We start from the raw sequence: 25,674 nt of genomic DNA, 5'->3' as shown, positions 1-25,674 counted from the left end.
GATTAGGCTTTTGAGCTAAACCCTCAAACTTATGTGAAACAAAAAATTAAGTAAAAAATAAATGATGTGAAATTAGCATCAAAATAAGAATTATTCTAACTGGGGAAAATTAGAATGAAATTAAAAAATAATGCGCTAAACCAAGCAATCAAATTTGCTTTAGCTACAACCACTGCAGGGTTGTTTTTTTCGGGTTCTGCTATTGCAGCAGACGAGCAACAGCAAACTAAAGTAAATAAAAACGTAGAGAAAATTGCCGTAGTAGGTACGCGCTCAGCTCCACGTTCAATCGGTGACTCACCGGTCCCAATCGATATTATTGGTGGCGAAGAATTAGAAAGATCAGGCAATACCGACATGCTTGAGCTTTTAAAAGGTGCAGTGCCATCTTTTAACGTACATCAAAATCCTATTAGCGATGCGGCCTCTCTTGTTCGTCCAGCTAACTTACGTGGTTTACCATCAGACAGCACATTGGTTCTTTTAAACGGCAAACGTCGTCATCGTGCTTCTGTAATTGCATTTTTAGGCGGTGGTATTAACGATGGCGCGCAAGGCGCAGATATTTCAGTTATTCCAAGCATTGCTATTAAACAAGTAGAAGTACTTCGTGATGGCGCGGCTGCACAGTATGGTTCTGACGCAATCGCCGGTGTAATGAACTTCCAACTAAAAGACGCTTCTGAAGGTGGTAAATTAGAAATCCGCCATGGTCAATTTTATGAAGGTGACGGCGATACAACACAAGTGTCGGGTAACGTGGGTTTACCGTTTACCGACAATGGCTTTGCTAATTTAAGCTTTCAATATAAAACAGCTGATGCAACAAGCCGCTCAGTTCAACGTGCCGATGCCGCAGCACTTTCAGCTGCCGGTGTTCCTGATGTATCTTCTCTTGCACAAGTATGGGGAGCACCAGAAGTAAATGACGATATTACAATTTTTGGTAACGTGGGTTTAGAGCTAACAAACGATTCTGAATTTTACATGTTTGGTAATTACTCTGAACGTGATGTACGCGGCGGCTTTTATTACCGTAACCCGCAAACACGTTCTGGCGTTTACTCAAATGATGGTGGCGAAACACTGCTTGTTGCAGATTTAACACCTGATATGAGCGCTAACTGTCCTACTATTGCAATAACAGATGGCAACGTACTAGATGATCCAGCTTACATAAATGGTGTAGCGAACAACCCAGATTGTTTTGCATTTAACGAGTCGCTTCCAGGTGGTTTTACACCTAACTTTGGCGGCAACATTACTGATACTTCTTTAACTATCGGTACTAAAGGGCGATTCACTGGTGGTTTCTTAAAAGATACTTACTATGACTTAAGCGGTACTGTGGGTTTAAATGAATCACGTTACTTTATTTACGATACGGTTAATGCCTCTTTAGGTGCAGATACACCACGTGATTTCAGCCCAGGTAAATATGAGCAACTAGAGAAAAACTTTAACTTTGATTTATCAAAGGGTGTCGACTTTGGTTTAGCTTATGATGTAAACATTGCCGGTGGTTTTGAATGGCATGAAGAAACATTCACTATCATTTCTGGTGATGAAGAATCTTACACAGCAGGCCCTTTAACAGCACAAGGTTTTGGTATTGGCTCTAACGGCTTCCCTGGCTTTAAACCATCACAAGCAGGTGAGTTTTCTCGTCGTAACTATGCAGCATATGTTGATGTTGAAGCACCATTTACTGAAGATTTCTTAATGGGCGTAGCACTTCGATTTGAAGACTACGACAGCTTTGGTACTACAACTAACTACAAAGTAATGGCTCAATACCATTTAACCGAAGATTTAAACATTCGTGGTTCTGTAAGTAGCGGTTTCCGTGCTCCTACAGTTGGTCAAGCTAACGTAAGTAACGTACAAACAAGCTTAGACAGCGGCGTATTACAAGACTCAGCGCTTCTTCCACCAACAAACCCAATTGCAGTGCAATTAGGTGGTACAGAGCTTGAGCCGGAAGAATCGCAAAGTTATACGCTTGGTGCTGTATACACAATCGGCGAGTTATTTTTAACGCTTGATTACTACAACATCCAAGTAGATGACCGTATTAGCCAATCAGATAAAATCAACTTAAGCCAAGCAGATAAAGATACACTTGCAGCGGCTGGAGTTCCTAATGTACAAGGTCTTGCTCAAGTAAGCTTTTTTACAAATGACTTTGATACAACAACACAAGGTATCGATTTAGTTGCAAACTATACAGCTGAACTAATGGGCGGAAGCTCTACATTTAGCCTTGCTTATAACTGGAATGATACTGAAGTAACTCAATTTAGTGAGATTACAGGTGCGTTTAAAGTTAAACGCTTAGAAGAAGATTTACCTAACCATCGTGCAACGTTCACATTGTCTCAACAATGGGAATCAGTTTCTGCATTTGCTCGTGCAAACTACTACGGCGAATACCAAGGTGTTCACGTTGATTATGATGCAACAGCTAAAACAGCAGATGCTGCAGTCACTATTGATGCTGAAGTAACTTACTTCTTAAATGAATCAGTTAGCTTCTCTGTAGGCGCTCAAAACTTATTCGACCAAGATGCTGAAAAACTTGATTTTGCAGATGCAACGGGTATCCCTAATAACAACTGGGGTGGTCAGTTCTACGAAACATCTCCGTTTGGTATTAACGGTGGCTTTTACTACGCTAAAGCAACATATACTTTTTAAACTATTTTCATGAAGAACCAAAGGCGAAATGTTAAAGACATTTCGCCTTTTTAATTTTATAGTTAATAAAAATAATAATGAACAATACCAATTGCATTGAATAAGTGTTCTATTATAGCGCTCAGAAAATAGCGTAATAACAAGGCGAAAACTATGATATATAGTTGCTCTATATGAATAATTTTTAACGCAGTGAGTACGCTATTTAATGCGATAGAATGATTATTTTTTTAATAAAATTGGTATAACTATGCTACTTAATAAAGCCAACCAACTACTGCAACAAAATAAACTCAAAGAAGCTGAGTTTCATTTTAAAACGCTATTAAATAGTAATCCCGAAAATGGTGAAGCTTTATTTGGCTTAGGCAGAATTGCCCTACGACTAGAGCGTTATGACGCTGCCGTATACTTACTCCAAAAAGCGTGTGAGCGCATGCCTCATATGCTTGAACCATTACATGCCCTTGCTGATGCATTTAACGGTGTTAATTCGCCAAACGATGCGTTAACGGTGCTCGAATACGCAAAAAAATTAGCAAGTCATAACCCAGAGCCTCATTATTACTTAGCGCAGCACTATTTAACACATGGCGAGTTAGATAAAGCTCATACAACCTTTGCTCATGCACTCAGTATTGGGGTATACCCTGTAACAGCTTATATTTTATTTGAACTTGTGCAGTTAGGCCGCTTTGATAAAGAGCATAATTATGTAAGTAATTTGCACCACTTACTAACTCAAACGAGCAATTTACGTTTAAAAATGGTGTGTTACTACGCATTAGCAAACAGTTACGATGCACTTGAAGATACCGAGCAAGCATTTAATTATTTTATATTGGCGAATAAATTACAAAGAAAATTAAGTGAATTTAACACTAAAGATTTAATCCCTTTTTACGATGAAATAATAAAATACAACACCGAGGAATTTATTGCCTCTGCCGATAAAAAATTTACAGGTAATATTACGCCTGTCTTTATTATTGGTATGCCTCGTAGTGGCTCTACCCTCCTGGAGCAAATATTGGCAAGCCATAGTCAGTTTTCGAGCCTAGGAGAAAGTACGAGTATTAGTAATAACGCGGTTGCTTTTATCGAACAAAAAACGGGAGTTGCTTACCCGCAATGCTTAGCGCATTTAACGCCTGACTTAATCAAAAAAGCCCGCGAGCTGTATATCACAACATTAAAAACAGCATCGCCCATCAGACCTTTTATAATAAATAAACTGCCGAGTAATTATCAGTCGCTCGGACTAATATATATCCTATTTCCAAATGCCAAATTTATAAATTTAAGTCGTAATTTTAATGCTACTGCGTTTTCTATTTTCACTAATTACTTTGCCGAGAACGAGCCTTATTTTTGCTCACTACCTGAGTTTAAGCTTTACCATAGTGTGTATGAAAAACTGATGAGCCATTGGCACTCCTTTAAAGGTATGCCAATTTATGATGTCAGTTACGAAGATTTAGTGAGTAACCCAAAAGAGCAGCTAACGCAGTTACTTGGTTTTTTAAACTGTCATTTTGAAGAGCGTTGCTTAGCGTTTTATAAACAAAAAACACCGGTAACCACGTTGAGTAAACATGCTATTCGCCAACCTATTAATAACGCCGCAATCGCTAAGTGGGAGCGTTACAAAACACCTCTTTTAAAGTTACTTGATGAGAATTAATTAGGGCCTGTTTATCTTTCGAGGTTAAATTTGCAGTAGGCTGTTTGGTTTTTAGACAAGGCAGAGCCTATGAAGTGTGGTCATTCCCCATAAATAGGCGATAACGCAGCATAAAGACCAAACATGCGCTGCCTTTTGGGTTCAACCCTGAAAGGTCAACAGGTCCTACAGACGTGCTTTAAACCAATTAAGTAAATCTTTAAATTGATCATCACGCGCACTTGGGTTGGTAAGCATATTAATATGATCGTAATCAAAATTATGCCCGTGTTTACGACCGTAAATTCGCATTTGTTGAATGCCAGGCCCTGATTCGTCCATAAACTTTTGAATATCGATTGGTTGCGCTAATGCTTTATCTTTTACCGCAGCAATATGAAGCGTTGGCGGTAAATGCAGGTTGTTTAGAGCTTTTGCATAATCAAAATTATCATCAGAATCTATCCATGGCTTCTTTTTAGCCCATTGCATACTTTGATAATGCGACTTTTGAGTTTCGTTATCGCTTCCCCACTTATAACCTTTAGCATTTAAATAGCCGTGTTTTTTAGCAAGTAAAGGTGCCATAAAATACCAAATTAAATTGGCTTGTAATAATTTTTGAGGATGGTTATTAAATAAAGAACGCTTAGAGCCAAAATACACACACGCTTTTACATCATTAATATATTCTGGAAAACGTGCAAACGCGCTGTTCATCAATACCCCGCCCCAAGAGTGAGCGACCCAGTAGTCAGGCTTCTTGCCTTCAATCAACTCTATTTGCTTAATAAAGGCAGGGATGTCTTCTAGGATAGACTCAGTTTGTCCATATTCTGACTCGCTCGAAATAATTGGTTTACTATCACCTCGGCCACGTAAATCAGCCACATAGCATCGGTACCCATGCTCAGCCAAAAAAGGGGCAAGCCCTTTATTAGAATGGGTGTAAAAAATTTTACCGTTTTCTACAGCTCCATGCATAAAAAATACGACAGGCCCTTGCTGATTATCATCGCTGATTCGACGTAAATGAAGTGTTTGGTGAGCGTCTAAATTGATAATTATTGATTGCTGAGAAATCGCCACAGTTATTCCTTTTTATTATTTTCAACTCATCCTACCAGCAATATTAAATATACCAAAGGAAATGTCTGCACTTTACTCATCAGCATTTGTTACAATCACCACATCATATCTGTTGTTAAAATGAAGCCATGAAAGAAAATAAAGCACGTTCAAAATTACACCCTCGTAACCTACATAAAAATGGGTACGACTTCGATTTATTAACAACAGAGCACCCTGCTCTACTGCCTTTTGTTATAACCACACCTGCAGGTACTAAAAGTATTGATTTTAGTGATAACAAAGCCGTTAAAACACTCAATCAAGCCCTTTTGAAAGCACATTATAATATTGATTTTTGGGATATTCCCGAGCACAACTTATGTCCACCTATACCTGGGCGTGTTGACTACATTCATTACTTAGCCGACTTATTAAGTGATGATAACCAACAACAAATACCTTTAGGTAAGCAAATTAAAGTGCTTGATATTGGCACTGGCGCTAACTTAGTTTATCCGCTTACTGGTACAAGTGAATATAAGTGGCATTTTACAGGGACTGATATTGATGCAGCTTCGGTAAAAATAGCAAAGCAAATTGCTCAGTTTAATGGTTTAAAAATAACCCTAAAACAACAAAAAAACGCATCACATATTTTTAAAGGCGTTGTAAATCAAAAAGATTTATACCACTTAACGCTCTGCAACCCTCCGTTTCATGCAAGCGAAGAAGAGGCAAGTAAAGGCAGTGAACGTAAGTGGAAAAACCTAGGAAAAACACCCAGTAGCACACTTAACTTTGGTGGCCATAATAATGAATTATGGTGTGAAGGCGGTGAAGTACAGTTTATCTCTAACATGATTAAAGAAAGCGAAGACTTTGCAGAGCAAGTACTGTGGTTTACGTCGTTAGTCTCTAAAAAAGATAATATTGCAGCCCTTGAAGAAGTATTAAAAGCTCACCCAATAGCACAGTATAAAATAGTTGATATGGCACAAGGTCAAAAAATTAGCCGCTTTATTGCATGGAGCTACTTTGATAAAGAAACCCGTGAACAAATATGTAGCGAGCTGGCTTAGTACCAATTTTATTAAAAACAATAAAAAGGATAAGGCAATCATGATAGATTTTCGCTCTGATACAGTTACAAAACCAACAAAAGAAATGCGCGATATTATGCACAACGCACCGGTTGGTGACGATGTATATGGCGATGATGAAAGCGTTAACCAGCTAGAAGCTTATGCGTGTGAGCGTTTTAATTTTGAAGCCGCACTTTATTGTAGCTCAGGTACACAAGCCAACTTACTTGCAATAATGGCGCATTGTGAGCGAGGTGACGAATACATTTGTGGCCAAAATGCTCACAATTATAAGTTTGAAGGTGGCGGCGCAGCTGTTTTAGGGTCTGTGCAACCACAGCCTATTGAAAATGAAGCCGATGGTAGCATCCCCTTCAGTAAAATAGCTGCAGCAATAAAACCAGACGATTGCCATTTTGCAAACACGCGATTACTTAGCTTAGAAAATACCATAGGCGGAAAAGTGCTCCCGCTTGAGTACTTAGCCCAAGCTCGTGACTTTGTTAATACGCATAATTTAGCGCTGCACTTAGACGGCGCACGTGCTTTTAATGCCGCTGTTGAGCTAAATGTTGATATCACTGAAATCACAAAGCACTTTGACTCAATTTCTATTTGTTTATCTAAAGGTTTGGGGGCGCCCGTAGGCTCTTTATTATTAGGCTCACCAGCACTTATTAATAAAGCAAGACGATGGAGAAAAGTACTTGGTGGCGGTATGCGCCAAGCCGGAATGCTTGCAGCTGCCGGGCAGTTTGCACTTGAGCACAATGTAGAGCGCTTAAAAGACGATCATACAAATGCACGTTATTTGGCTCAACAATTAAGTGAAATCAGTGGCTTTACTGTAGATATGAGTAACACCACTAATATGGTTTACGCAACATACACTAGCAGTATAAACATTGAAGAGATTGCTGAGGCACTTAAACAACAAGGTATACTATTTAGCCCAAGCAAGCAGCTTAGGCTAGTAACGCATTTAGATATTACGCGCGAAGATATTGATACATTTTTAAATGCTTTGTCGGCCCATATTTAACGCGGCTTTATAATGTTTGCGGCATACCGAAACGTATCGGTCATTGCCGCCAATTTCTACTTGGTTACCATCGGCTATTGCTTCACCATTTTCATCGGTACGCAGTACATGGTTTGCTTTACGTCCACAGTGGCATACAGTTTTAAGCTCAACTAACTTATCAGCCCACGCAAGCAAATATTGCGACCCTATAAATAGCTCGCCTCTAAAGTCGTTACGCAAGCCATAACACAATACCGGTATACCTAATTCATCAACCACATCGGTTAATTGCATTACTTGTTCTTTTGATAAAAATTGGCACTCGTCAACTAACACACAATGGCGTTTTTTTTCATTATTGAGTGATTGAATAAGATCAAAAACATCTTTGCTAGCATCAAATACATGCGCATCTGCTTGCAAGCCAATACGAGACGATACTTTACCCACGCCTTGTCTATCATCAATGGCAGCAGTAAGGATCACAGGTTCCATGCCACGTTCTTTATAATTAAATGCAGATTGTAATAACGTGGTTGATTTACCTGCATTCATTGCAGAGTAGTAAAAGTATAATTGAGCCATTGTGGTGCCATTTTATAAAAAGTGCGCTTATGCTACCTTAATATTAAATTAATACCAATTTACAAACGCGAATTTAACGAGGTTATTAGGGCCTGTTGACCTTTCAGGATTAAAATTTGTTCAACCTAGGGGCTATTTAATCGCGGCGTGAGGTTTGTAACCTAGCGGGCTAAGTAAAAACCGAACAACAAAGAGTAAATTGCCCCTAGGCAGAACCCTTCGGGCAGCGCATGTTTGGCATTTATGCTGCGTTATCGCCTATTTATGGGGAATAACCACACTATATAGACTCTGCCTTACCTAAATACCAAACAGTCTGCTGCAAATTCAACCTCGAAAGATAAACAGGCCCTAAGTGTTTGTAAATATTTAATATAGATAGGTGCACTTTCAAACTTTGATAACCAATGCCATATTTCCCAACTTAGAGTGTTATTTTCTTCGTAGAATTTTTTTGAAAAAACAAGGTAACCATGGCTGGTTTCGTAAGGGGGATAAATAGGTTTAACATTATTACCCTCATACGGATAACTCGACACTTTTAAGCCATCAACTTGGCATAGATCAACGCTCGCCTGCACCACGCCCTTATCTAGCAACTCAAAAGCTTTGCTTTTAGAAAACGTATTATGAATAAAAAATGGTTCTTCTTTCAACGCGCTATTTAGTCCATAGCCATTAGGAATAGCTATCGTAAATGCTTTATTTTGAAATACTTCGCGAGTCTCCCATTCTTTATGAAATTTATATCGCCCTATAAGGCAGCTACTAAATTCACTTACTGCATAGTCATCTTGTAACTTACCTTGCTGATCAACAGGGTAAACAGCAACGTTTTCTCGTCCTTTGCGGTAACTGGCAATAACAGCATTAACTCGATTAAATTCTAAATCGCTTAAGCATCTACGCCATGGTTTTCTAACAAACTTAATCTCAACACCATCAATCGCTTTATCTAATAAACTTAAAACCTCAACTGAGGCATCAGGTTGATCAATAGGTATAGCCTTATCAACACCTAAAAATAGTGGTGCTGCGTTTTTATCTTCATAACAAAAAAGTAATTCTTTGGCCGTAACGCCATCGCAAAAAACAATACACTTCAAAACAAAAATATAAAGTAACGTTCTAATTTTCATAGTGATTTTTATTTATAAACTAAATCTACAGTGTAGTATGTAGAACTAAACATACAAAATATTCGTTAAATTAATTTACATTAATCCTTCGTGTTTCAGCAACCAAAGTTTCCTATCAAGCCCACCAGCATAGCCCGTTAACTTTGCATTTGCGCCAATAATTCGGTGGCAAGGCACTATAATACTAATCGGATTTTTACCATTCGCAGCACCTACTGCCCTCACTGCTTTTGGATTATTGAGTTGGTTTGCAATATAGCCGTATGTTTGCGACTTTCCAAAAGGTACCGTTAATAGTGCTTGCCATACGCTTTGTTGAAATGCTGTACCGTTTGTATCAAGTGGTACATCAAAAGTAGTGCGTTTTTTTGCAAAGTACTCATTTAACTGCGCAGCGCAAATAAGCACCGCCTTGTTAGTAACTTGCTCAAATGGCGTATGAGGGTGTTCAACTGGTGGATAAAACCCAACATAACTCACACCTTTATCGGTTGCTTGAATAATTATGTCGTCTATAGGGCTCGAAATTGATGTTTGAATGATCATTATAATTGCTGCCAAAGTTGAAAAGTTAAGTAAGAGCGAAAAGGAGCGCTGTTAGCAGGTACGAAAGGGTTTGCCGCCGCTTGAGCTTTTTTAACACCTAAGTCGCCATCAAGTAATATATCGGGCTGGCTTTGCCCTCGCAACTTTGCATAATTTACCGTCCAAGGACCAATTCCCTTTAAATTAAGCCATTCGTCTAAATCGTCATTTTCAGGATTTAGTGCACAAAACTGGGCTAAGTTGTGTAGCGCATTTTTGCGTGCTTGTGGCATTTTAAAAAATGCAAAATCACTATTAGCAACAATTTTAGCTGTAGGAAAATAAACGGCATCGCCCTCTTTTTCGCCTAATTCGTCAACTAACTTTGTTACTAAATTATGCGCCGCAGTAACACTCACTTGTTGTCCGAGTACCGCCCTTATACCGGCTTCAAAACTTGACCAAATCCCTGGAAGTCTGAGCCCTTCACACACTGTAAACGCATTGTTTATATTGGCGCTTAAATGCGTTTGAATTAAATTAATATCGGCGTCTAAATCAAGCACACGGCGTATATTATTTATAACAGGTTGTAAGTACACCGTATTGTCTATATTGATAGATACACTAAAGTGGTTTTTACTCGCTATAAATTCAGCGGTAAAGCTTCCTTTATATTCCTCACTTGCAAAAGTACGTCCGTAGCTCGTTTGTGTTATCCACTCCATTGGTTTTATCAAGCGCCTTTGTAAAAAACCCTGCAAAGCAGGCCAATTATAAGGCGGCCTAAATGGCAGGGTTAAAGTGAGTGTTGACGTTGGTTTTTTATCGCCACTGCGCAGCTTCGAGGGAGCTATATTTAACTGCTGTAAAAATGCATCATTAAAGCGCCTAATGCTTTTAAAGCCTGCGGAAAACGCTATTTCAGTAAGGGGTAAATGTGTTTCTTGAATCAGCTTTTTAGCAAAGTGACATTGGTTAAATAATCGATATTGCGTAATCGACACGCCAAAATACTGCTTAAACAACTGTCTTAAATAACGACTACTTACACCTAAACGAGCTGCTAATTTTTCGCAGTCGTGCTCGTCATTTTGATCTATTAACTGTTTTGCTCTAAGTGCAGTCGTTTTTGTACCCTGCCATGCTGCGCTGCCAGGGGCACTATCGGGCCTGCAACGAATGCAGGGTCTAAAACCATCTTGCGCCGCGTTATGGGCAAACTGATAATAAGCAACGTTTTTTTCGTGAGCCGTTCGTGCAGGGCAAATAGGTCTGCAATAAATACCGGTACTTTTTACCGCTACGTAAAAAAGCCCGTCAAAACGAGGATCGCGACTCTGACGTGCTTTTTGCCAATGTGAAGTGTCCATAAACGGCTCTATAAATTAAACCTTATAGAGCCTAGCTTATACAAAAAAACTCACATTACTAGCCATATTCGGCACTCAACCAATAGCCAATAAATAACGCCTTTGTACTTCTTGCCAATTAATTACATTATAAAATGCAGCAATATAGTCAGGGCGTTTGTTTTGATACTTCAAGTAATAAGCATGTTCCCATACATCGAGCCCCAAAATAGGTGTATTTCCCTGCATTAATGGGCAATCTTGATTAGCACTATTTTCTACAATCAACTTTTCATCTGGCGTTACAGATAACCACGCCCAACCACTACCAAATTGGCTAATTGCCGCGGCTGTAAATTGGTCTTTAAATTTATCAAAACTGCCTAGTTGCTCATTTATAACCTGAGCCACAATACCTTCAGGTTGACCTCCTCCTTGTGGGCTCATTATTTGCCAAAATAAGCTGTGATTAAAATGCCCTCCTACATGCTCTTGTACTGCTTTTTGCAAATTACTAGGCAGGCTGTTTATTCCCTTAAGTAATTTTTCAGCATTTGCGGTTGCATATACAGTATTTGCTAAAGCAGCATTGGCTTTATTGATATACGTTTGATGATGCAATGTGTGGTGAATATGCATCGTTTTACTGTCTAAATGAGGCTCAAGCGCATCATATTCATAATCAAGTGCTGGCAATGTAAACGCCATAAATTACTCCTTTATTTTAATGTAGCAGGCTGTTTGTTGAGTCTTTAGAGCATAAGCAAAAATTCACTTGCTCTATTAGCTCAGGTAAAAAATGATAACGTCTTGCAAATGATACAAGTTCAGAGGAAGTTTTAATGTAATGATGCTTACTCACTTTTTGTATATCGTAATGAGTATGCTTAATTAATGAAGAGAGTGTTAAGTGTACTTCGCATAGCCATTTGCATGCATTTTCAGGCTGTTGCATAGCTATATAGGTATCAGCTAAATTATGTGACGCAACAACAAGTGCGGGTATACAGTGCTCAATAGCATGAATGACAGTGTTATTAATCTGAGCATATAAAAATTGCTGAAGAAGATGATCTGCAAGTGTTTTAGCTAATAAGTATTTATCGCGGGCTTCGAGAAGTGCACCTTGTTCAAATGCATAATTACCTTGCATTATATTCGACTGCCAAGGGCTTAATGCTTGATCAAGATAAAGTAAATCTGAGTGGGGTTGTTTTTGACTTGAGATCATATAATCATCTGCACGTTTATTTATGAGTGTGTATTTAACTTACACACCCACAAAACTAAATGCAAATGATTTTCATTAACTATTTAGCGAAGTCTAATAATTCCTGCCCTGTTAAGCGATATATAATCCATTCGTTTTGAGGCTTTGCACCAATGCTATTGTAAAAATCGATAGCGGGTTTATTCCAATCAAGCACTACCCATTCAAAACGACCACAGTCATTACTAATGGCCTTATTAGCTAAGTGTTTCATAATGGCTTTACCTGCACCATTGCCACGGCTATCTGGGCTTACGTATAAATCTTCAAGGTATAGGCCATTTTTACCTAACCAGGTAGAGTAATTATAAAAATATACCGCAAAACCAATTGGCTCATCACCTTCTAAACAAATTATGCTGTGCGCAGTTGCACCTTCACTAAACAGAGTATCTAAAATTGCCTGCTCGTCTGTTTTTACTGCATCAGGTTCTTTTTCATATATGGCAAGTTCGGTAATAAAGTGCAAAATTGTTTTTGCGTCACTTGGTTTTGCATCACGTATTATAACGGGTTGGCTCATTGTATTTTTACCTTAAATATACTGCTCTAATTTATCTTTTAAAATATCTAATTGAATAGGTTTACTCAAGTAGTCATCCATTCCAGCTGTTATACAACGCTCTTTATCTGAGTTCATTGCATTTGCGGTGATAGCGATTATTTTAATGTTTTTATGCTGTATGCCCGCCACGCCTTTACGAATAGCAGCGGTTGCTGCAAAACCATCCATAACAGGCATTTGGCAATCCATAAGTACGAGCTTAAAGTATCCTGAATCATGCGCTTCTAATATATCAATCGCTAATTGGCCATTCCCAGCAATAGTAACGTCACAATTAAGCTTTTTGAGCATTAATTTAGCCACCTGTTGGTTAATTGGATTATCTTCCACCAGTAGTATTTGGGAAGACTCCTGCATTTTTTCTTTTTTAAGTGACGAAATATAGCCTGACGTAACAAGTGGGAGCGCCTCGCCTGCATCATTACTCGTTATAACCGACAGTGCAGAAATTAAATCGGCAGTGGTTACTGGTTTAGGAAAATATGCCTGAAAGCCAGCATCAGAATAACGCTGCGCGCCTTCCATACCTGCAATACTAGTCATCATTACAAGTGGCATTGATTTATAATGTTCATGTGCTTTTAGTGCTTTACACAGCTCTATGCCATCCATTCCTGGCATTTGCATATCAAGCACTGCAATATCATACATGCAATTTTTATCTTTATAGTGCTGCGCGCACATATCAAGTGCTTCATGTGCATCACATGCGAGTGCAACCTTAGCGCCCCAATGTTCAAGCTGTTGTGAAATTACAATTCGATTTGTCTCGTTATCGTCAACAACTAAAACTGTTAGCTCTTCCATATTAATATTAGGAATATAACGCTCTTTTTGATCTCCCGGAGTTAGCATTATAGTGGCGGTAAAGGTACTCCCTTTACCTGCTTCACTTGTAAGAGAAATTGCTCCTCCCATTAACTCACAAAGCTGCTTACAAATAGCCAGCCCTAAGCCACTGCCCCCGTATTCACGCGTTGTTGATGCATCTACCTGAGAAAAAGGGGTAAATAACTGCTGTTGCTTTTCTTCACTTATTCCTATGCCTGAATCTTTTATACTTGCAACAAATTCTAAACCTTGAGCCACTTTATTAATTTTAGCGCTTACCACAACCTCGCCCTTACTCGTAAACTTAACGGCGTTACTCAGCAAATTAGTAAGTACTTGTCGAATCCGCCCAGGATCTCCGCATAACTGCGAAGGCTCTAGCGCTACCAAATCTAAAATTATTTCTATACCTTTTTCTTGAGCAGTCAATGCTTGTGCGGCAGCAACTTCGCCAATTAAATCACGTCCATTAAAGTTAATCTCTTCAAGTTCAATTTTACCCGCTTCGGCTTTAGAGAAATCTAAAATATCGTTAATTACACCCAATAAAGAGTGCGCACTTGTTTTGGCTATACCTACTTTTGTTTCTATTGGTTTAGGGAGTGACTCTAATTGAACAAGTTCTAGCATACCGAGTACACCATTCATTGGCGTTCTTATTTCATGGCTCATGGTTGCTAAAAATTGGCTCTTCGCAATGGCTGCATCTTCTGCTTTTACAAGGGCTACTTTTAACTCCTCACTGATTACTTTTCGTTGCTGAGAAATTAAAGTACTTCCCACTAAAGTAGCCAATGATCGAAGATACGTTTCTTCACTTTGCGTCCAATTGTGATGTTCGCCTACCGTTTCAGCGCACAAAATACCTAAATTACCATCACCAGTTGCTATTACTGCATCAAGCATCGATTTAATATTTAATGGCTTTGTATACGCTTCTATAAAATCAACAGTTGCTGGGTGCGTATAAACATCATCAATGGCTACTAAGTTTTGCTTATAAATGGCGCTATAATATGCAGGGTAGTCTTTAGCAGTTAAAACAGCATCTGTATCTACAAACCCTTGTCCATCTATGTATAAACTATGACATGTCATTACATCTCGTTGATCGTTAAAAATCCATACCGACGCACGTGCAACATTTAGCACTTCGCACATAGATTTAACGGCTAGCTTTTTAACTTGCTCTACATCACTATTTTGCACTTCAGGTGCGACTGTAAGCGCGGCTAAATTTTTGTTATAGCGGTTTGCTTTTTCGCTTTCGAGTTCAAGGCGCTTATGTGCATCAATACTTTGAAATGAGCCAAAAACACGTACGCATTTACCATCTTTAAGCTCTGCTTGGCCCATCGATTTAACCCAACGCTCTTGCCCCGAATAGGTCAAAATAATAAGCTCTACACTCCAGCTTTCACCTAAAGTCACAGCGCATTCAAATAAGGTACTTATAGTGTCTCGGTGTATTCCTGGTTTATAAAAATCAATAGCAGTATCTATCCTCGGCTCAAATCCCTCTGGTACTTCGTGGATAACTTTAACTTCATCAGACCAATAAAGAGTATGCGCATCTAGGTCCATCTCCCATGCACCAATCTGTCCTTGCTTACTCATTGATTCAAGCAGGCTTTGCTGACGGCTTATTTTTAATTGTGTATTGTAACGTTCTGTAATATCTAAAATAAATCCATCTAAATACAATATATTGCCATCATCTGCGTAAATCGCTTGGCCTTTTTCGTTTACCCAATGCAAAGAGCCATCGCGGGCTTTAATTCTATACTCAACAGACCATGACTGCTTAGCGCTAACACAACGGATAATTTCATCTTTTATTTTTTGAGAATCGTCTTCACATATTAAATCAAAGAAGCAAAGGTCTTCATTGTGTATCAACTCATCGGGTGAATAACCGGTAATTTCACTCGCTTGCTCGCTCATGTAAAGCATGCTTAATTTGTCATCAAACTTACATCTATAAATAATGCCAGGGATATTTGATACCAAAGATGCAAATCTGTCTCGGCTTCCTTGTAGCTCAAGCTCTGTAGATTTTCGATCTGATATATCTAAATGCGTACCGATCATGCGTTTTGGAGAGCCATTGGTATTCCACTCAACTATTTTTGCAGTATCGAGAACCCAAATCCAATGCCCATTTTTATGCTTCATGCGGGCTTCACTAACATAATAGTCAGTCTCGCCGGAAAAATACGCTTGAAGTTTTTTCTCCGACATAGCTAAATCATCAGGGTGAGCATAGGTATACCAAGTATCTATAGTACAAGGTTCAATATCACTGAGCTTGTAACCTATAATCTCGGCCCAGCGGTTATTAAATGTCACCTTTTTAGTATCAATGTACCAATCCCAAATACCCACTGCTGTTGAGTCAATCACTAGTTGTAGCTGTGTTTTGTGCTGTTCAAGCTCTAGCTCTTGTAACTTAAGCGCTGTAATGTCGGTACGAATAGCAATATAGTTTTGTGGTATACCGTTTTCATCTAGAAATGGTGCAATGGTGGTATCTACCCAATAAAAACCACCATTTTTAGCTTTATTACAGATTTGCCCGTTCCATACATCACCGCGTTTAAGCGTTTTGTACATATTTTTAAAGAATTCTTTTTCGTGTTTCCCTGAATTTAATAAGCGATGGTTTTCGCCTATTAATTCATGTTCGTCGAAGCCACTGATCTCACAAAACTTCTTATTTACAAAAGTAATAGTGCCATGTAAGTCAGTTACCGCAACAATGGCATGTTCATCTAATGCACTTTTTTGTTCTGCTAATTGTTTTAATGCAATTTGAAGTGCCGAACGTTGTTTTTGTAATATACTTTGTTGCTCTTCTTTTACAGCTACTAACTTACGTAAGCCCAATGAAAGCTGATTAAATTCAATGCTATCGTTTATTATTGGAACTTTAACTAAATCGCCTTTTGTAATATTTTCGACAATTTTAGCTAAGTTAATTAAAGGCTGAGACAGCCGGCGACCAAACCACCACGACAACGTTAATATCAGCAGTAAGGCACCTGAATTAGTTAATACAGCAAGCTGCTTATAATAATTAGCACCTTGTAGTGCAACTTCTTTTGGTTTTGATACAAGTAGCTGCCAGCCAGACTCATTTAAAAACTCTAATGAATTAATATACCCATATAAAGTGACTTCATTTTTATCAATATAAGAAAAAACACGTTGTATTGGTGATCCGTTTTGAGAGAAAAATAGTGGTTGGGTATCGTCTGAATTATTACTTTTTTGAATTTTATTTTTGTACATAACATAAAATGTTATGTCTTTATTAGCAGCGTGTATTTTACTTAAATTATTTAATAAGCCATTTAAATTTATATCTGCAAGCAATATTGCTTGTAGCTTATTTTCATCATTTAATACCGGCAAGCCAATAATATGATAGTCGCGCCCTGAGGCAGTCATTGACTGAAATTGGATTTTACCTGTATTTATAATCCCAGAACGTATGTTATTAAAGCGCGGCTCTTTAATAACATTTAAAAAAGGTGATGAAGGTAGTGAATTAACGAGGTTTACATCAATAAGCTCTACATGATTAACAAAATCATACTGCTCAATAAATTGATTAATTAATTTTTGCTTTTTATTGGGGCTGATATCAAATTGTGATCTAAGCAAATATAAATCTTTAACATGGTCTGTAAACCAAATATCAGCAAATTGCTTGCCTATATTATTAAGCTCGTTAAGTTCAGTGTCTGCATTTTGTTTAAGCGTGCTATTTACATGTTCAAGACTAAACCACGTAAGTATACAAAGTGGCCCTAAGGCTATAATTATAAAGGTTATAATTAACTTACTTCGAACAGATTGTCCTTTACCTGTTAATTCACCAAAGTTTAAACCTTTGTCCATGCTTAATACCCAGCAGCTTTTAATCATTTAATATTACTTACATTAATGCACTAAATATATAAAGACGCAAGTTTTGAGCGGTAAACTCCTTAAAAACTGGGTATTTAGCGTTACAATCTTAAATTCACATTTTTTAAAAAATACGCCTTTATTACTAACTTATAATTACGCTTGCTTACGCGACAACTTCTGTAGCTGTTTTAAACCACCCATGATATAAGCAATATTCAGTCAATGTATTTGAAGGGATTATGGCAATGGCGCACGATCATTCACATAGTCATGTAGACGAAAACCAAAGTAATAAGCAGCTCACCGTTGCAGTTTTTATTAATGTATTACTAACCATAGCCCAAGTTATTGGTGGGTTATTTTCGGGCAGTTTGTCACTTATAGCCGATGCACTTCACAACTTAAGTGATGCCGCCGCTATATTTATAGCCTTGATTGCACGAAAAATCGGTAATAAACCAGCTGATGACACTCATCACTTTGGCTATAAACGCGCTGAAATACTCGCCACTCTTTTTAATAGCAGTACACTAATAATAATTGGTGTATATTTAATTTTTGAAGCCATTTCGAGCTATTTAAACCCTCAACCAATTAATGGCTGGATAGTTGTATGGGTGGCAGCAATAGCGCTGGTCATTGATTTAGCAACAGCGTATTTAACCTACCGAGCTGGAGCAAATCACAGTATAAATATAAAAGCAGCCTTTATTCATAACGTATCAGATGCAATGGCATCTATTGTTGTTATTATTGCAGGCACCTTAATTATTTTATACCAATGGTATATTGTTGATTTAATTGCCACTGTGCTTATTTCTATCTATGTAATTTATCATGGCATTTTACTATTAAAGCAAAGCTGCAAAATTTTAATGCAAGCAGCGCCTAGCAACATTGATACACACGCAATATCACATGCTATTAGCAATGAATTTAATATCGAATCGGTAGTTAGCATTAAGCTTTGGCAACTAGATGATAAAGAAAATTATTGTGAGCTTGTTATTAGCACTCAGCACTTAATTAATTTGCCAACAATAAAAAGCTTTTTACACGACAATTTTAATATCGAAAATTGTACAATAGAAATCCGACCAATCGCAAATTAAAGCCCAATTTAATGTTCTTAATAACAAGCTAAACCAAATACATAACTATTTAATTGAAAACAGCTCGTATTATCATTTACAATATTGCCATTAACTCATAATGAGATACCGTTTTTGAAACTTTGGTTACGTAGAATTCATTTAGGCCTTGCCCTTATTAGCGGACTATTTTTATTAATAGTGAGCTTAACCGGTGCTGTTATGATTTATGCAAAAGACATACAGCACTTAATAGAACCCGCAAAATGGCAAGTAACACCACAAGAAAATTTAATGCCTTACGATGAACTTATACAAAATGTACGAGCTCAAACTAAGCAAAAAATCACTTTTTTTATGCCAGAGCAAGCGCCAAACGCCGCGTGGCAATTTAGGTTAGCCAATAAACATTACGCCAGTGTTAATCCCTACTCTGGGAGTGTACTAAACGTCTATGAATCAACAGATACTATTTATGGGTTTGCGATGGGATTACATCGCTGGCTGTTGTTTGAAAACAGTAAGGGTGAAAAAACCTTTCGAAATTGGATGTCGGTGTGTGCATTACTACTTTTAATAAATGTATTACTGGGCTTTTATTTATGGGTAAAGCCCAAAAACAGAGTTAAACGTTTAGCTATAAAACCAAAAGCCAAATTTAGAGTGCTCATGTATCAATTACATACGGTGCTTGGTGTTTACTTTTTTATACCGCTTATGCTTATTGCCTTTACTGGCATGGCATTTAACTGGAAAGCACAAACTCAATCTGTATTAGAATTTGTGACGTTTAATAAAGTAGAACAAAGACCTGACGCGCCAAAAATAATAGCCCCTTCTCAAGCTGCGTTAAACTACAATCAAGCAATTAAAAATGCAGAGAACGTATTTCCGGATGGCAAAGTATATAGAATTTACTTACCTAAAAAAGATGACGAAGCAATTGCACTGAGAATGCAAAACCCTGGCGAAAGCCACGCTTACAGCTGGGTTTGGATTAACCCATTTACTGGTAAAGTATTAAACTCATTTGACGCCAGTAAAACCAACTTCACAACACAAGCATGGAACTTTAAGTATAAGTTTCACATTGGTGATTTTGCAGGTCCTATTGTGCAGTTTTTATGGTTATTAATAGCCCTTTCACTCGCATTTTTTATTGTAAGCGGTGTATATTTTTGGTTAAAACGCCATAAATGGAAATAAATCTCATTAACACTTGCGTCATTAGTTGATAATAATTACCATTACGCAAATTGTTATCAACTAAGACACCCCATGTTAAAAACTTCGCTTTGCCTTATTGCTATTGCAATAAGTACTAACACGTTAGCAAATGAAAATAATAAAAATGAATACACTTCTGATCAGTTAGAGCATGTGATTGTATCTGGCAGCCGAATATCAGAAAGCATTGACGAAGTACCTGCCTCGATTACCGTTATTAGTCAGCAACAAATACAACAGCATTTAAAAGTAAGCTCAGAACTGGGAAGTTTACTCGCGCAAATGGTTCCTGGCCTTGCCCCAGATACTGGCAGTTCAAGTAATTCAGGACAAACACTGCGTGGTCGCGCGCCATTAATAATGATTGATGGCGTACCGCAATCAACCCCTCTTCGTAATGGTTCATTAGGTGTAAAAACGTTAGACGCAAGCGCAATAGCGCGCATTGAAGTCATAAAAGGAGCAACCTCTATTTATGGTAATGGTGCCTCAGGTGGCATTATTAACTACATAACAAAACAAGCGCGTAGTGATGGTAAACCGGAAGGCGAAATAAGTATTTCAAGTCGCTTTAGCACTGTTAAGTTAGCAGAAAGTGGCGGCGGTAGAATATCAGCAGCAGTAAACGGTAAACTTGATAAATTAAGCTATCTACTAACAGCAAGCTATGAAGAAAACGGCGTACAACGCGATGCACAGGGCGATATTTTAGGCTTGCAATATGGTTTATCTGATTCTGAAACTCAAAACTACTTTACAAAGTTAAGTTACGATTTTGACGACGAAAAACAACTTCAGTTTAGCTACAACTTTTACAGCTCACAACAAAAAACAGACCTAGGCGATGTGACTGGCGATGGCAATATAGGGGAAAAAACATACGCTATACACGTCCCTTTAGAGCTTCAAAAACAAGGTAAACCGCAAGGCCCAGAAGGCAACGAGAATATAACCCTAAAATATGTTGATTACGCGCTGTTTGAAAACACACAAATGACCCTCGATCTATATAAACAAAATATAGAAAACGTGTTCTTTTTCTCAACCGCTTTAGCTAATCTTGATGAAGGTTACAGCGGTGGTCAATCGGTTATTAAATCAGATAAACAAGGTGCACGAGCCACGTTTAATAGCCAGTTTGATTTTGAAAATGTAACAGCCACCCTAATCTACGGCATTGATGCCTTAAACGATAAAACATCGCAACCTTTAGTAGATGGCCGTGTGTGGGTGCCAGAAATGGACATGGAAAGTATTGCCGGCTTTTTACAAACAAAATGGGTAATAAACGATGATATTATTGTAAAAGCAGGCGTAAGAAACGAAAGCATCGATTTGAGCGTAAGTGACTACCAAACACTAAAGCTGTGCAGAACCGAATCACAATGCTCAGTGCCATTGAGTGTGCGTGGCGACAGTATTAATTACGATGCAACAACCTATAACGCTGGTATAAAATACAATTTAACAGAGGCGTTTAGTCCATTTTTTAGTTACTCACAGGGCTCTGACATTTCTGATATTGGTCGCCTACTTCGCTCTGCGACCGTTGAAGATATTGCGCTTATTCAAACCCAAGCTTCAATAATCGATAATTACGAAGTTGGTTTTACCTCACAGTTTGAAAACGTGCGTTTTGAATTTGCACTTTACAGAAGTACCTCAGAACTTGGTACAAGTAGTGAATATAATGAAGTAACGGGTGTTTACGAACCCGTACGTGCACCACAAGAAATATGGGGTTACGAAGGACTAGTTAACTACACTATTACCCAAGACCTTAAATTAAGTGCTACTTACAGCTATGTTGAAGGTAAAAACACCGAAGCTGATGACTATCTAGGCGCAAGCCAAATTAGCCCACCTAAAGCAACAGCTAATGTAACATGGCAAACAAATGACGAACTATCACTTGCAATGAGCTTTTTATACGTAGGCGACAGAAAGCGCTTTGATAAAAACGCACAAGGCCAATACTCCGGCGATCAGGGCCCTGTTAGTAGCTACAACACATTTAACTTAAGTGGCCAATACAATGTTAACGCCAAGTGGAGTGGCTATTTTGGAATAGAAAACCTTTTCAATAGTGATTACTACCCAGCCCGCGCACAAGCTTATACTTACGGTGGGTACAACATTAAAGGATTAGGCACAACTGCAACGTTGGGCGCTACATACCAATTTTAACAAATAAACACACACTATAGGCATGCCCTGCATGCCTATATGCTTAACAAATCCCGCATAAATAAACGTCTCACTTTTTATTTAGGGCGTGTTGATCTTTGTGGATTGAGATTTGTTCAATCTAGGGGCGATTAAATTGCGGCGCGAGGTTTGTAACCTAGTGGGCTAAGTAAAAACCGAGCAACAAAAAGTTAATCGTCCCTAGAAAGAACCCTTTGGGCAGCGCATGTTTGGTCTTTATGCTGCGTTATCGCCTATTTATGGGGAATAACCACACTACATAGGCACTGCCTTGTCTAAAAACCAAACACGCTGCTGCAAATTCAACCACCAAAGTTCAATACGCCCTAGCAATCATGATCTTGTATTAGATGCTAATGCAAATAAAAAACTGTCCATAAACCAAGCAGTAACGCAAACTTAAATAAGAATCAAAACCAATAGTAACGCAATGATTTTTATAGAGAAAACTTGCAATATAGGTTATTTGTACTACACTGCATACAATTGAAATAGTTAAGGCGATTTATCATGAAAGGTAATCAAAAAGTAATCGATGCGTTTAATACATTGTTAGCTAACGAATTAGCAGCAATCGACCAGTATTTTATACACTCGCGCATGTATGACGACTGGGGTTTAAACAAACTATACGAGCGCCTTAACCACGAAATGGAAGAAGAAAAAGATCACGCAGACTGGCTTATTAAGCGCATCTTGTTTTTAGAAGGTGTACCAAATATGACTAAACGCCGTGATTTACTTATCGGTAACGACGTAAAAAGCATGATGCAAAACGATTTAACACTAGAGCTTGAAGTAGTTGCGTGTGTTAAAGACGTTATCGCAATATGTGAAGAACAACAAGATTATCAGTCTCGTAGCATTTTAGAAAAACTGTTATTTGATACCGAAGAAGACCATGTTTACTGGTTAGAGCAACAACTTGGCTTAATTGATAAGATTGGTTCTGAAAATTATCATCAAGCACAAATGGCTTAGTAGGAGCATATTATGAAAGGCGATAAAGACGTTATTGCAGCGCTTAATAAAGTACTCGCTAATGAGCTTGTTGGTATTAACCAATACTTTTTACATGCACGCATGTTTAAAGATTTTGGTTTCACTCAACTAGACAAAGCAGATTACAAAGTATCAATTCAAAAGATGAAAAACGCCGATCGTTTAATCGAACGTATTTTGTTTTTAGAAGGCTTACCAAATCTTCAAGACCTAGGCCGATTACGTATTGGTGAAAACAGCGAAGAAATGATTGCAGCTAACATGAGTTTTGAACTTGATACTATTGGCGAGTTGCAAAGCGCAGTAAAACTGGCTGAAAGCAAAAAAGATTACATTACCCGTGAAGCCCTTGACCACATTTTAAATGAGCAAGAAGAGCAAATTGATTGGTTAGAAACCCAACAATTGCTTATTAAAAATACGGGTATTAAAAACTACTTGCAGTCTCAACTGTAAATAGTAACAAGCATAAAAAAAGCAGCTAAAAAGCTGCTTTTTTTATATCTAAATTTTATATGTAATTAAGCAACTTGATCCGTCACATCCGCAATCTGAATAAGTCTGCGATTAAGGATCTTTTTAGTACAACCACAACACTTACCGCATTGGCTGCCTACTTTAAGCTCTTTAGTTAATTCACGCATGGTCGTTGCACCATCGTCAATTGTTTGCTCAATTTTTTTATCAGTCACACCGTGACAAAGACAAATATACATGAATACAAACCACTCTCAATTTCATTTAGTGCGTACATACTAATCTAAACGAAAATGGTTATCAATTGTTATTTAACTAATATGTATTATTTTAAACTTTTTTTGGCCAGTGCCACTTAAATTGAGAATTCGCGACAGCTTTAAAAAACTAAACTAAATTCAGCTAAAGTATAGTGCATAAATTGAGCATTGTTAATTAGAGCCTACCTTAAATGTAAGTAAAATTAGGTTTAGCTAAATATTTGAATGGTTGAAAATTAATTACATTAAGGCTTAAAAACCTTAATGTATAAATACGGAATTTATGGAGGGGTGATTTCCGGTTTGTGCCATGAGCGGATATTGGTAACGCTTTGAATATGGGGATTTTACAAGCGCTTTGGCCGAAGGCCAGCGAGTAAAATTCCCTCCATAATGTTTTTGTTAGCCTTCATTTTTAGAATTTCTGAGTTCTTTTAATATTGGTAAAGCTGTCTGCTCAGTGTGTTTGATAATGGAGGCTTTTGTCTTCCCACCAGTTACAACTAGAGCGCCAGCAGGAATTACATAAAAATCCTCTAGTTCATGGGTCCATTCATAATAGTAAATTTCACCAGACTTAAAATCTTGCTCAACTGAAGTTTCATTCGCCCAATCTGTTTCAGTTACTTTTGGTAATTTAATAACTCGCTTACCTGGAGGAGTTTCCACTCTCAAAAAGCCCGCATTCTTGATACACCCAATATCAGAATTGTTTACTAATACAGTTCGACATCCAGCAGCACCAAGAAATTTATCCTGCCTCATAAAATATATAGTGGCAGTCTTTTTGTTGATCAGAGTCGGTTCAACAAATTTTACGCCGGTAGCTGAACAGCCACTTATTAAAATAGCTAATATAATTCCATATAGTTTCAAAGTTTTCTCATCCCTATCCTATGAAGGCTAACGAGCCTGTAGATTAACTCGTTTTTAAATTTGTTTTTATTGATAAACAAACCATAGCTGAGTTCCTATTTTGGTTCAATTGATTACTGTATTTTTACGCAGAATATAGAAGTGTTTGATATTGTTTTAATTGGCGTTTTGGAAGGGATTACGGGTGTTTGAGTGGCTTTTATTTAGAGTAAGAGGGCTTACCCTTCTTAATGCATCGTGTTTTGCAGCTTTTCTGTATTATGAACAAGGTAATACATTTGCCATTGCGCATTCACTTTCGTTTGTCCTCGCAAGGTCAGTTTATTCATGCCTTTGTTCACTGTAATGTTCCGCTTTTTTATTTAAAGGACAGCCGGTTCGATACAGCCGAGTCGTTTGCTATATTGTCGTCGACCTATCGGACTGTCTATTTTTACTTTCATCTTATCAACATAGCTCAGTTTTTTGCGTAACTAATTATTTATAAAAATGCACTCTTCATACTGTTTTTGTTGGCTTTTTTCATAATAATTAGGATGGGTGATGAGATGGACGCTCCCCTAAACGGCGTCAATGCGCCAAACTGGTTAACTCACACTCAGTTAAAAGGGAACGTCCGTCATGAAAATTAGCACATTATCAATTGATTTGGCAAAAAATGTATTCCAAGTCGCTGGCTTTAATTCTAACCATAAAAGAGAATGCAATAAACGTTTAAACAGAGCTAAACTCAACGCCTTCTTAGCTAATACCCCTCCGTGCCGCGTGGTGATGGAAGCCTGCTATTCTTCCCACTACTGGGGGAGAGTATTTA

Annotated in this window: 21 protein-coding genes and 1 pseudogene; 10 read left to right on the top strand and 12 right to left on the bottom strand. The window is 38.0% G+C overall.

The genetic code is table 11. The features are described 5' to 3' along the window. Positions 1 to 114 precede the first annotated feature (114 nt). Positions 115 to 2,697: a TonB-dependent receptor gene (locus tag GQR38_RS15710; RefSeq protein WP_165722631.1), complete on the top strand. Its 2,583-nt coding sequence runs from the start codon at positions 115 to 117 to the stop codon at positions 2,695 to 2,697. 250 nt (positions 2,698 to 2,947) lie between these two features. Then, positions 2,948 to 4,381: a sulfotransferase gene (locus tag GQR38_RS15705; protein ID WP_165722633.1), complete on the top strand. Its 1,434-nt coding sequence runs from the start codon at positions 2,948 to 2,950 to the stop codon at positions 4,379 to 4,381. A 165-nt stretch (positions 4,382 to 4,546) separates the two neighbouring features. Here GQR38_RS15705 and GQR38_RS15700 read toward each other — a convergent pair whose 3' ends face one another. Beyond that, positions 4,547 to 5,449 carry an alpha/beta fold hydrolase gene (locus GQR38_RS15700; RefSeq protein WP_101216122.1) on the bottom strand — a complete coding sequence of 301 codons (903 nt, stop codon included), beginning with the start codon at positions 5,447 to 5,449 and terminating at the stop codon, positions 4,547 to 4,549. Positions 5,450 to 5,577: 128 nt separating this feature from the next. Here GQR38_RS15700 and rlmF point away from each other — a divergent pair, with 128 nt between their 5' ends. Both rlmF and ltaE read left to right on the top strand, forming a co-directional pair. After that, positions 5,578 to 6,510 carry a 23S rRNA (adenine(1618)-N(6))-methyltransferase RlmF gene (rlmF, locus tag GQR38_RS15695; protein WP_165722635.1) on the top strand — a complete coding sequence of 311 codons (933 nt, stop codon included), beginning with the start codon at positions 5,578 to 5,580 and terminating at the stop codon, positions 6,508 to 6,510. Between the two features lie 40 nt (positions 6,511 to 6,550). Continuing rightward, positions 6,551 to 7,555 carry a low-specificity L-threonine aldolase gene (gene ltaE / locus GQR38_RS15690; protein ID WP_165722637.1) on the top strand — a complete coding sequence of 335 codons (1,005 nt, stop codon included), beginning with the start codon at positions 6,551 to 6,553 and terminating at the stop codon, positions 7,553 to 7,555. Here the strand turns inward: ltaE and GQR38_RS15685 are convergent. The 8 genes from GQR38_RS15685 to GQR38_RS15650 form a co-directional block, all read right to left on the bottom strand. After that, positions 7,529 to 8,122: a thymidine kinase gene (locus tag GQR38_RS15685; protein ID WP_010553997.1), complete on the bottom strand. Its 594-nt coding sequence runs from the start codon at positions 8,120 to 8,122 to the stop codon at positions 7,529 to 7,531. The two genes, ltaE and GQR38_RS15685, sit on opposite strands and share 27 nt — an antisense overlap. Positions 8,123 to 8,418: 296 nt before the next feature. Next, positions 8,419 to 9,261 (bottom strand): amino acid ABC transporter substrate-binding protein, encoded by an 843-nt coding sequence (locus tag GQR38_RS15680; protein WP_165722639.1) that lies wholly within the window; start codon positions 9,259 to 9,261, stop codon positions 8,419 to 8,421. A gap of 75 nt (positions 9,262 to 9,336) precedes the next feature. Next, positions 9,337 to 9,807 (bottom strand): methylated-DNA--[protein]-cysteine S-methyltransferase, encoded by a 471-nt coding sequence (locus GQR38_RS15675; RefSeq protein WP_165722641.1) that lies wholly within the window; start codon positions 9,805 to 9,807, stop codon positions 9,337 to 9,339. Then, entirely contained in the window at positions 9,807 to 11,159 is a 1,353-nt protein-coding gene (locus tag GQR38_RS15670) for an AlkA N-terminal domain-containing protein (RefSeq protein ID WP_165722643.1), read from the bottom strand. The genes GQR38_RS15675 and GQR38_RS15670 overlap by 1 nt, the downstream gene beginning before the upstream one ends. A gap of 75 nt (positions 11,160 to 11,234) precedes the next feature. Then, the gene (locus tag GQR38_RS15665) at positions 11,235 to 11,846 is read right to left on the bottom strand and encodes a superoxide dismutase (protein ID WP_165722645.1); all 612 of its coding nucleotides are present in this window, start codon (positions 11,844 to 11,846) and stop codon (positions 11,235 to 11,237) included. Positions 11,847 to 11,862: 16 nt separating this feature from the next. Beyond that, a complete protein-coding gene (locus GQR38_RS15660; RefSeq protein ID WP_007582333.1) occupies positions 11,863 to 12,369 on the bottom strand; it encodes a hypothetical protein in 507 nt (168 codons plus the stop codon). 79 nt (positions 12,370 to 12,448) lie between these two features. Further along, positions 12,449 to 12,931 (bottom strand): GNAT family N-acetyltransferase, encoded by a 483-nt coding sequence (locus tag GQR38_RS15655; RefSeq protein ID WP_024608844.1) that lies wholly within the window; start codon positions 12,929 to 12,931, stop codon positions 12,449 to 12,451. 12 nt (positions 12,932 to 12,943) lie between these two features. Then, positions 12,944 to 17,707, bottom strand: coding sequence for a PAS domain-containing protein (locus GQR38_RS15650; protein WP_165722647.1), 4,764 nt, complete (start codon positions 17,705 to 17,707; stop codon positions 12,944 to 12,946). Positions 17,708 to 17,964: 257 nt separating this feature from the next. Here GQR38_RS15650 and GQR38_RS15645 point away from each other — a divergent pair, with 257 nt between their 5' ends. From GQR38_RS15645 to bfr (GQR38_RS15625), 5 genes are all read left to right on the top strand, one after another. Further along, on the top strand, positions 17,965 to 18,831 hold the full coding sequence (locus tag GQR38_RS15645; protein ID WP_165722649.1) for a cation diffusion facilitator family transporter: 867 nt from the start codon (positions 17,965 to 17,967) through the stop codon (positions 18,829 to 18,831). Positions 18,832 to 18,945: 114 nt separating this feature from the next. Next, entirely contained in the window at positions 18,946 to 20,016 is a 1,071-nt protein-coding gene (locus tag GQR38_RS15640; RefSeq protein WP_165722651.1) for a PepSY-associated TM helix domain-containing protein, read from the top strand. Positions 20,017 to 20,088: 72 nt separating this feature from the next. After that, complete coding sequence (locus tag GQR38_RS15635; RefSeq protein WP_165722653.1) at positions 20,089 to 22,224, top strand: TonB-dependent receptor; 2,136 nt, start codon at positions 20,089 to 20,091, stop codon at positions 22,222 to 22,224. Positions 22,225 to 22,755: 531 nt separating this feature from the next. Further along, positions 22,756 to 23,226 carry a bacterioferritin gene (gene bfr, locus GQR38_RS15630; protein WP_002958985.1) on the top strand — a complete coding sequence of 157 codons (471 nt, stop codon included), beginning with the start codon at positions 22,756 to 22,758 and terminating at the stop codon, positions 23,224 to 23,226. A gap of 12 nt (positions 23,227 to 23,238) precedes the next feature. After that, entirely contained in the window at positions 23,239 to 23,703 is a 465-nt protein-coding gene (bfr, locus tag GQR38_RS15625; protein WP_024593101.1) for a bacterioferritin, read from the top strand. A 65-nt stretch (positions 23,704 to 23,768) separates the two neighbouring features. Here the strand turns inward: bfr (GQR38_RS15625) and GQR38_RS15620 are convergent, their stop codons facing one another. The 3 genes from GQR38_RS15620 to GQR38_RS20565 form a co-directional block, all read right to left on the bottom strand. Next, entirely contained in the window at positions 23,769 to 23,963 is a 195-nt protein-coding gene (locus GQR38_RS15620; RefSeq protein ID WP_002960627.1) for a (2Fe-2S)-binding protein, read from the bottom strand. A gap of 423 nt (positions 23,964 to 24,386) precedes the next feature. Continuing rightward, positions 24,387 to 24,860, bottom strand: coding sequence for a DUF2846 domain-containing protein (locus tag GQR38_RS15615; RefSeq protein ID WP_101216113.1), 474 nt, complete (start codon positions 24,858 to 24,860; stop codon positions 24,387 to 24,389). A 227-nt stretch (positions 24,861 to 25,087) separates the two neighbouring features. After that, complete coding sequence (locus tag GQR38_RS20565; protein ID WP_231609197.1) at positions 25,088 to 25,189, bottom strand: transposase; 102 nt, start codon at positions 25,187 to 25,189, stop codon at positions 25,088 to 25,090. Between the two features lie 292 nt (positions 25,190 to 25,481). Here GQR38_RS20565 and GQR38_RS20395 point away from each other — a divergent pair. Continuing rightward, positions 25,482 to 25,674: pseudogene (locus GQR38_RS20395) on the top strand (IS110 family transposase); the annotation flags it as partial.

Origin of the sequence: Pseudoalteromonas sp. c7(2019) (assembly GCF_011378625.1) — a bacterium.
Lineage (GTDB): Bacteria > Pseudomonadota > Gammaproteobacteria > Enterobacterales > Alteromonadaceae > Pseudoalteromonas > Pseudoalteromonas arctica.
This window is presented reverse-complemented; position numbering and strand designations above follow the sequence as displayed.

What these genes read in the sequence shown, in the direction of transcription:
- GQR38_RS15710 (WP_165722631.1), top strand. Translation starts at nt 115, where the DNA reads ATGAAATTAAAAAATAATGCGCTAAACCAAGCAATCAAATTTGCTTTA.
- GQR38_RS15705 (WP_165722633.1), top strand. Translation starts at nt 2,948, where the DNA reads ATGCTACTTAATAAAGCCAACCAACTACTGCAACAAAATAAACTCAAA.
- rlmF (WP_165722635.1), top strand. Translation starts at nt 5,578, where the DNA reads ATGAAAGAAAATAAAGCACGTTCAAAATTACACCCTCGTAACCTACAT.
- ltaE (WP_165722637.1), top strand. Translation starts at nt 6,551, where the DNA reads ATGATAGATTTTCGCTCTGATACAGTTACAAAACCAACAAAAGAAATG.
- GQR38_RS15685 (WP_010553997.1), bottom strand. Translation starts at nt 8,122, where the DNA reads ATGGCTCAATTATACTTTTACTACTCTGCAATGAATGCAGGTAAATCA.
- GQR38_RS15680 (WP_165722639.1), bottom strand. Translation starts at nt 9,261, where the DNA reads ATGAAAATTAGAACGTTACTTTATATTTTTGTTTTGAAGTGTATTGTT.
- GQR38_RS15675 (WP_165722641.1), bottom strand. Translation starts at nt 9,807, where the DNA reads ATGATCATTCAAACATCAATTTCGAGCCCTATAGACGACATAATTATT.
- GQR38_RS15670 (WP_165722643.1), bottom strand. Translation starts at nt 11,159, where the DNA reads ATGGACACTTCACATTGGCAAAAAGCACGTCAGAGTCGCGATCCTCGT.
- GQR38_RS15665 (WP_165722645.1), bottom strand. Translation starts at nt 11,846, where the DNA reads ATGGCGTTTACATTGCCAGCACTTGATTATGAATATGATGCGCTTGAG.
- GQR38_RS15660 (WP_007582333.1), bottom strand. Translation starts at nt 12,369, where the DNA reads ATGATCTCAAGTCAAAAACAACCCCACTCAGATTTACTTTATCTTGAT.
- GQR38_RS15655 (WP_024608844.1), bottom strand. Translation starts at nt 12,931, where the DNA reads ATGAGCCAACCCGTTATAATACGTGATGCAAAACCAAGTGACGCAAAA.
- GQR38_RS15650 (WP_165722647.1), bottom strand. Translation starts at nt 17,707, where the DNA reads ATGGACAAAGGTTTAAACTTTGGTGAATTAACAGGTAAAGGACAATCT.
- GQR38_RS15645 (WP_165722649.1), top strand. Translation starts at nt 17,965, where the DNA reads ATGGCGCACGATCATTCACATAGTCATGTAGACGAAAACCAAAGTAAT.
- GQR38_RS15635 (WP_165722653.1), top strand. Translation starts at nt 20,089, where the DNA reads ATGTTAAAAACTTCGCTTTGCCTTATTGCTATTGCAATAAGTACTAAC.
- bfr (WP_002958985.1), top strand. Translation starts at nt 22,756, where the DNA reads ATGAAAGGTAATCAAAAAGTAATCGATGCGTTTAATACATTGTTAGCT.
- bfr (WP_024593101.1), top strand. Translation starts at nt 23,239, where the DNA reads ATGAAAGGCGATAAAGACGTTATTGCAGCGCTTAATAAAGTACTCGCT.
- GQR38_RS15620 (WP_002960627.1), bottom strand. Translation starts at nt 23,963, where the DNA reads ATGTATATTTGTCTTTGTCACGGTGTGACTGATAAAAAAATTGAGCAA.
- GQR38_RS20565 (WP_231609197.1), bottom strand. Translation starts at nt 25,189, where the DNA reads ATGAATAAACTGACCTTGCGAGGACAAACGAAAGTGAATGCGCAATGG.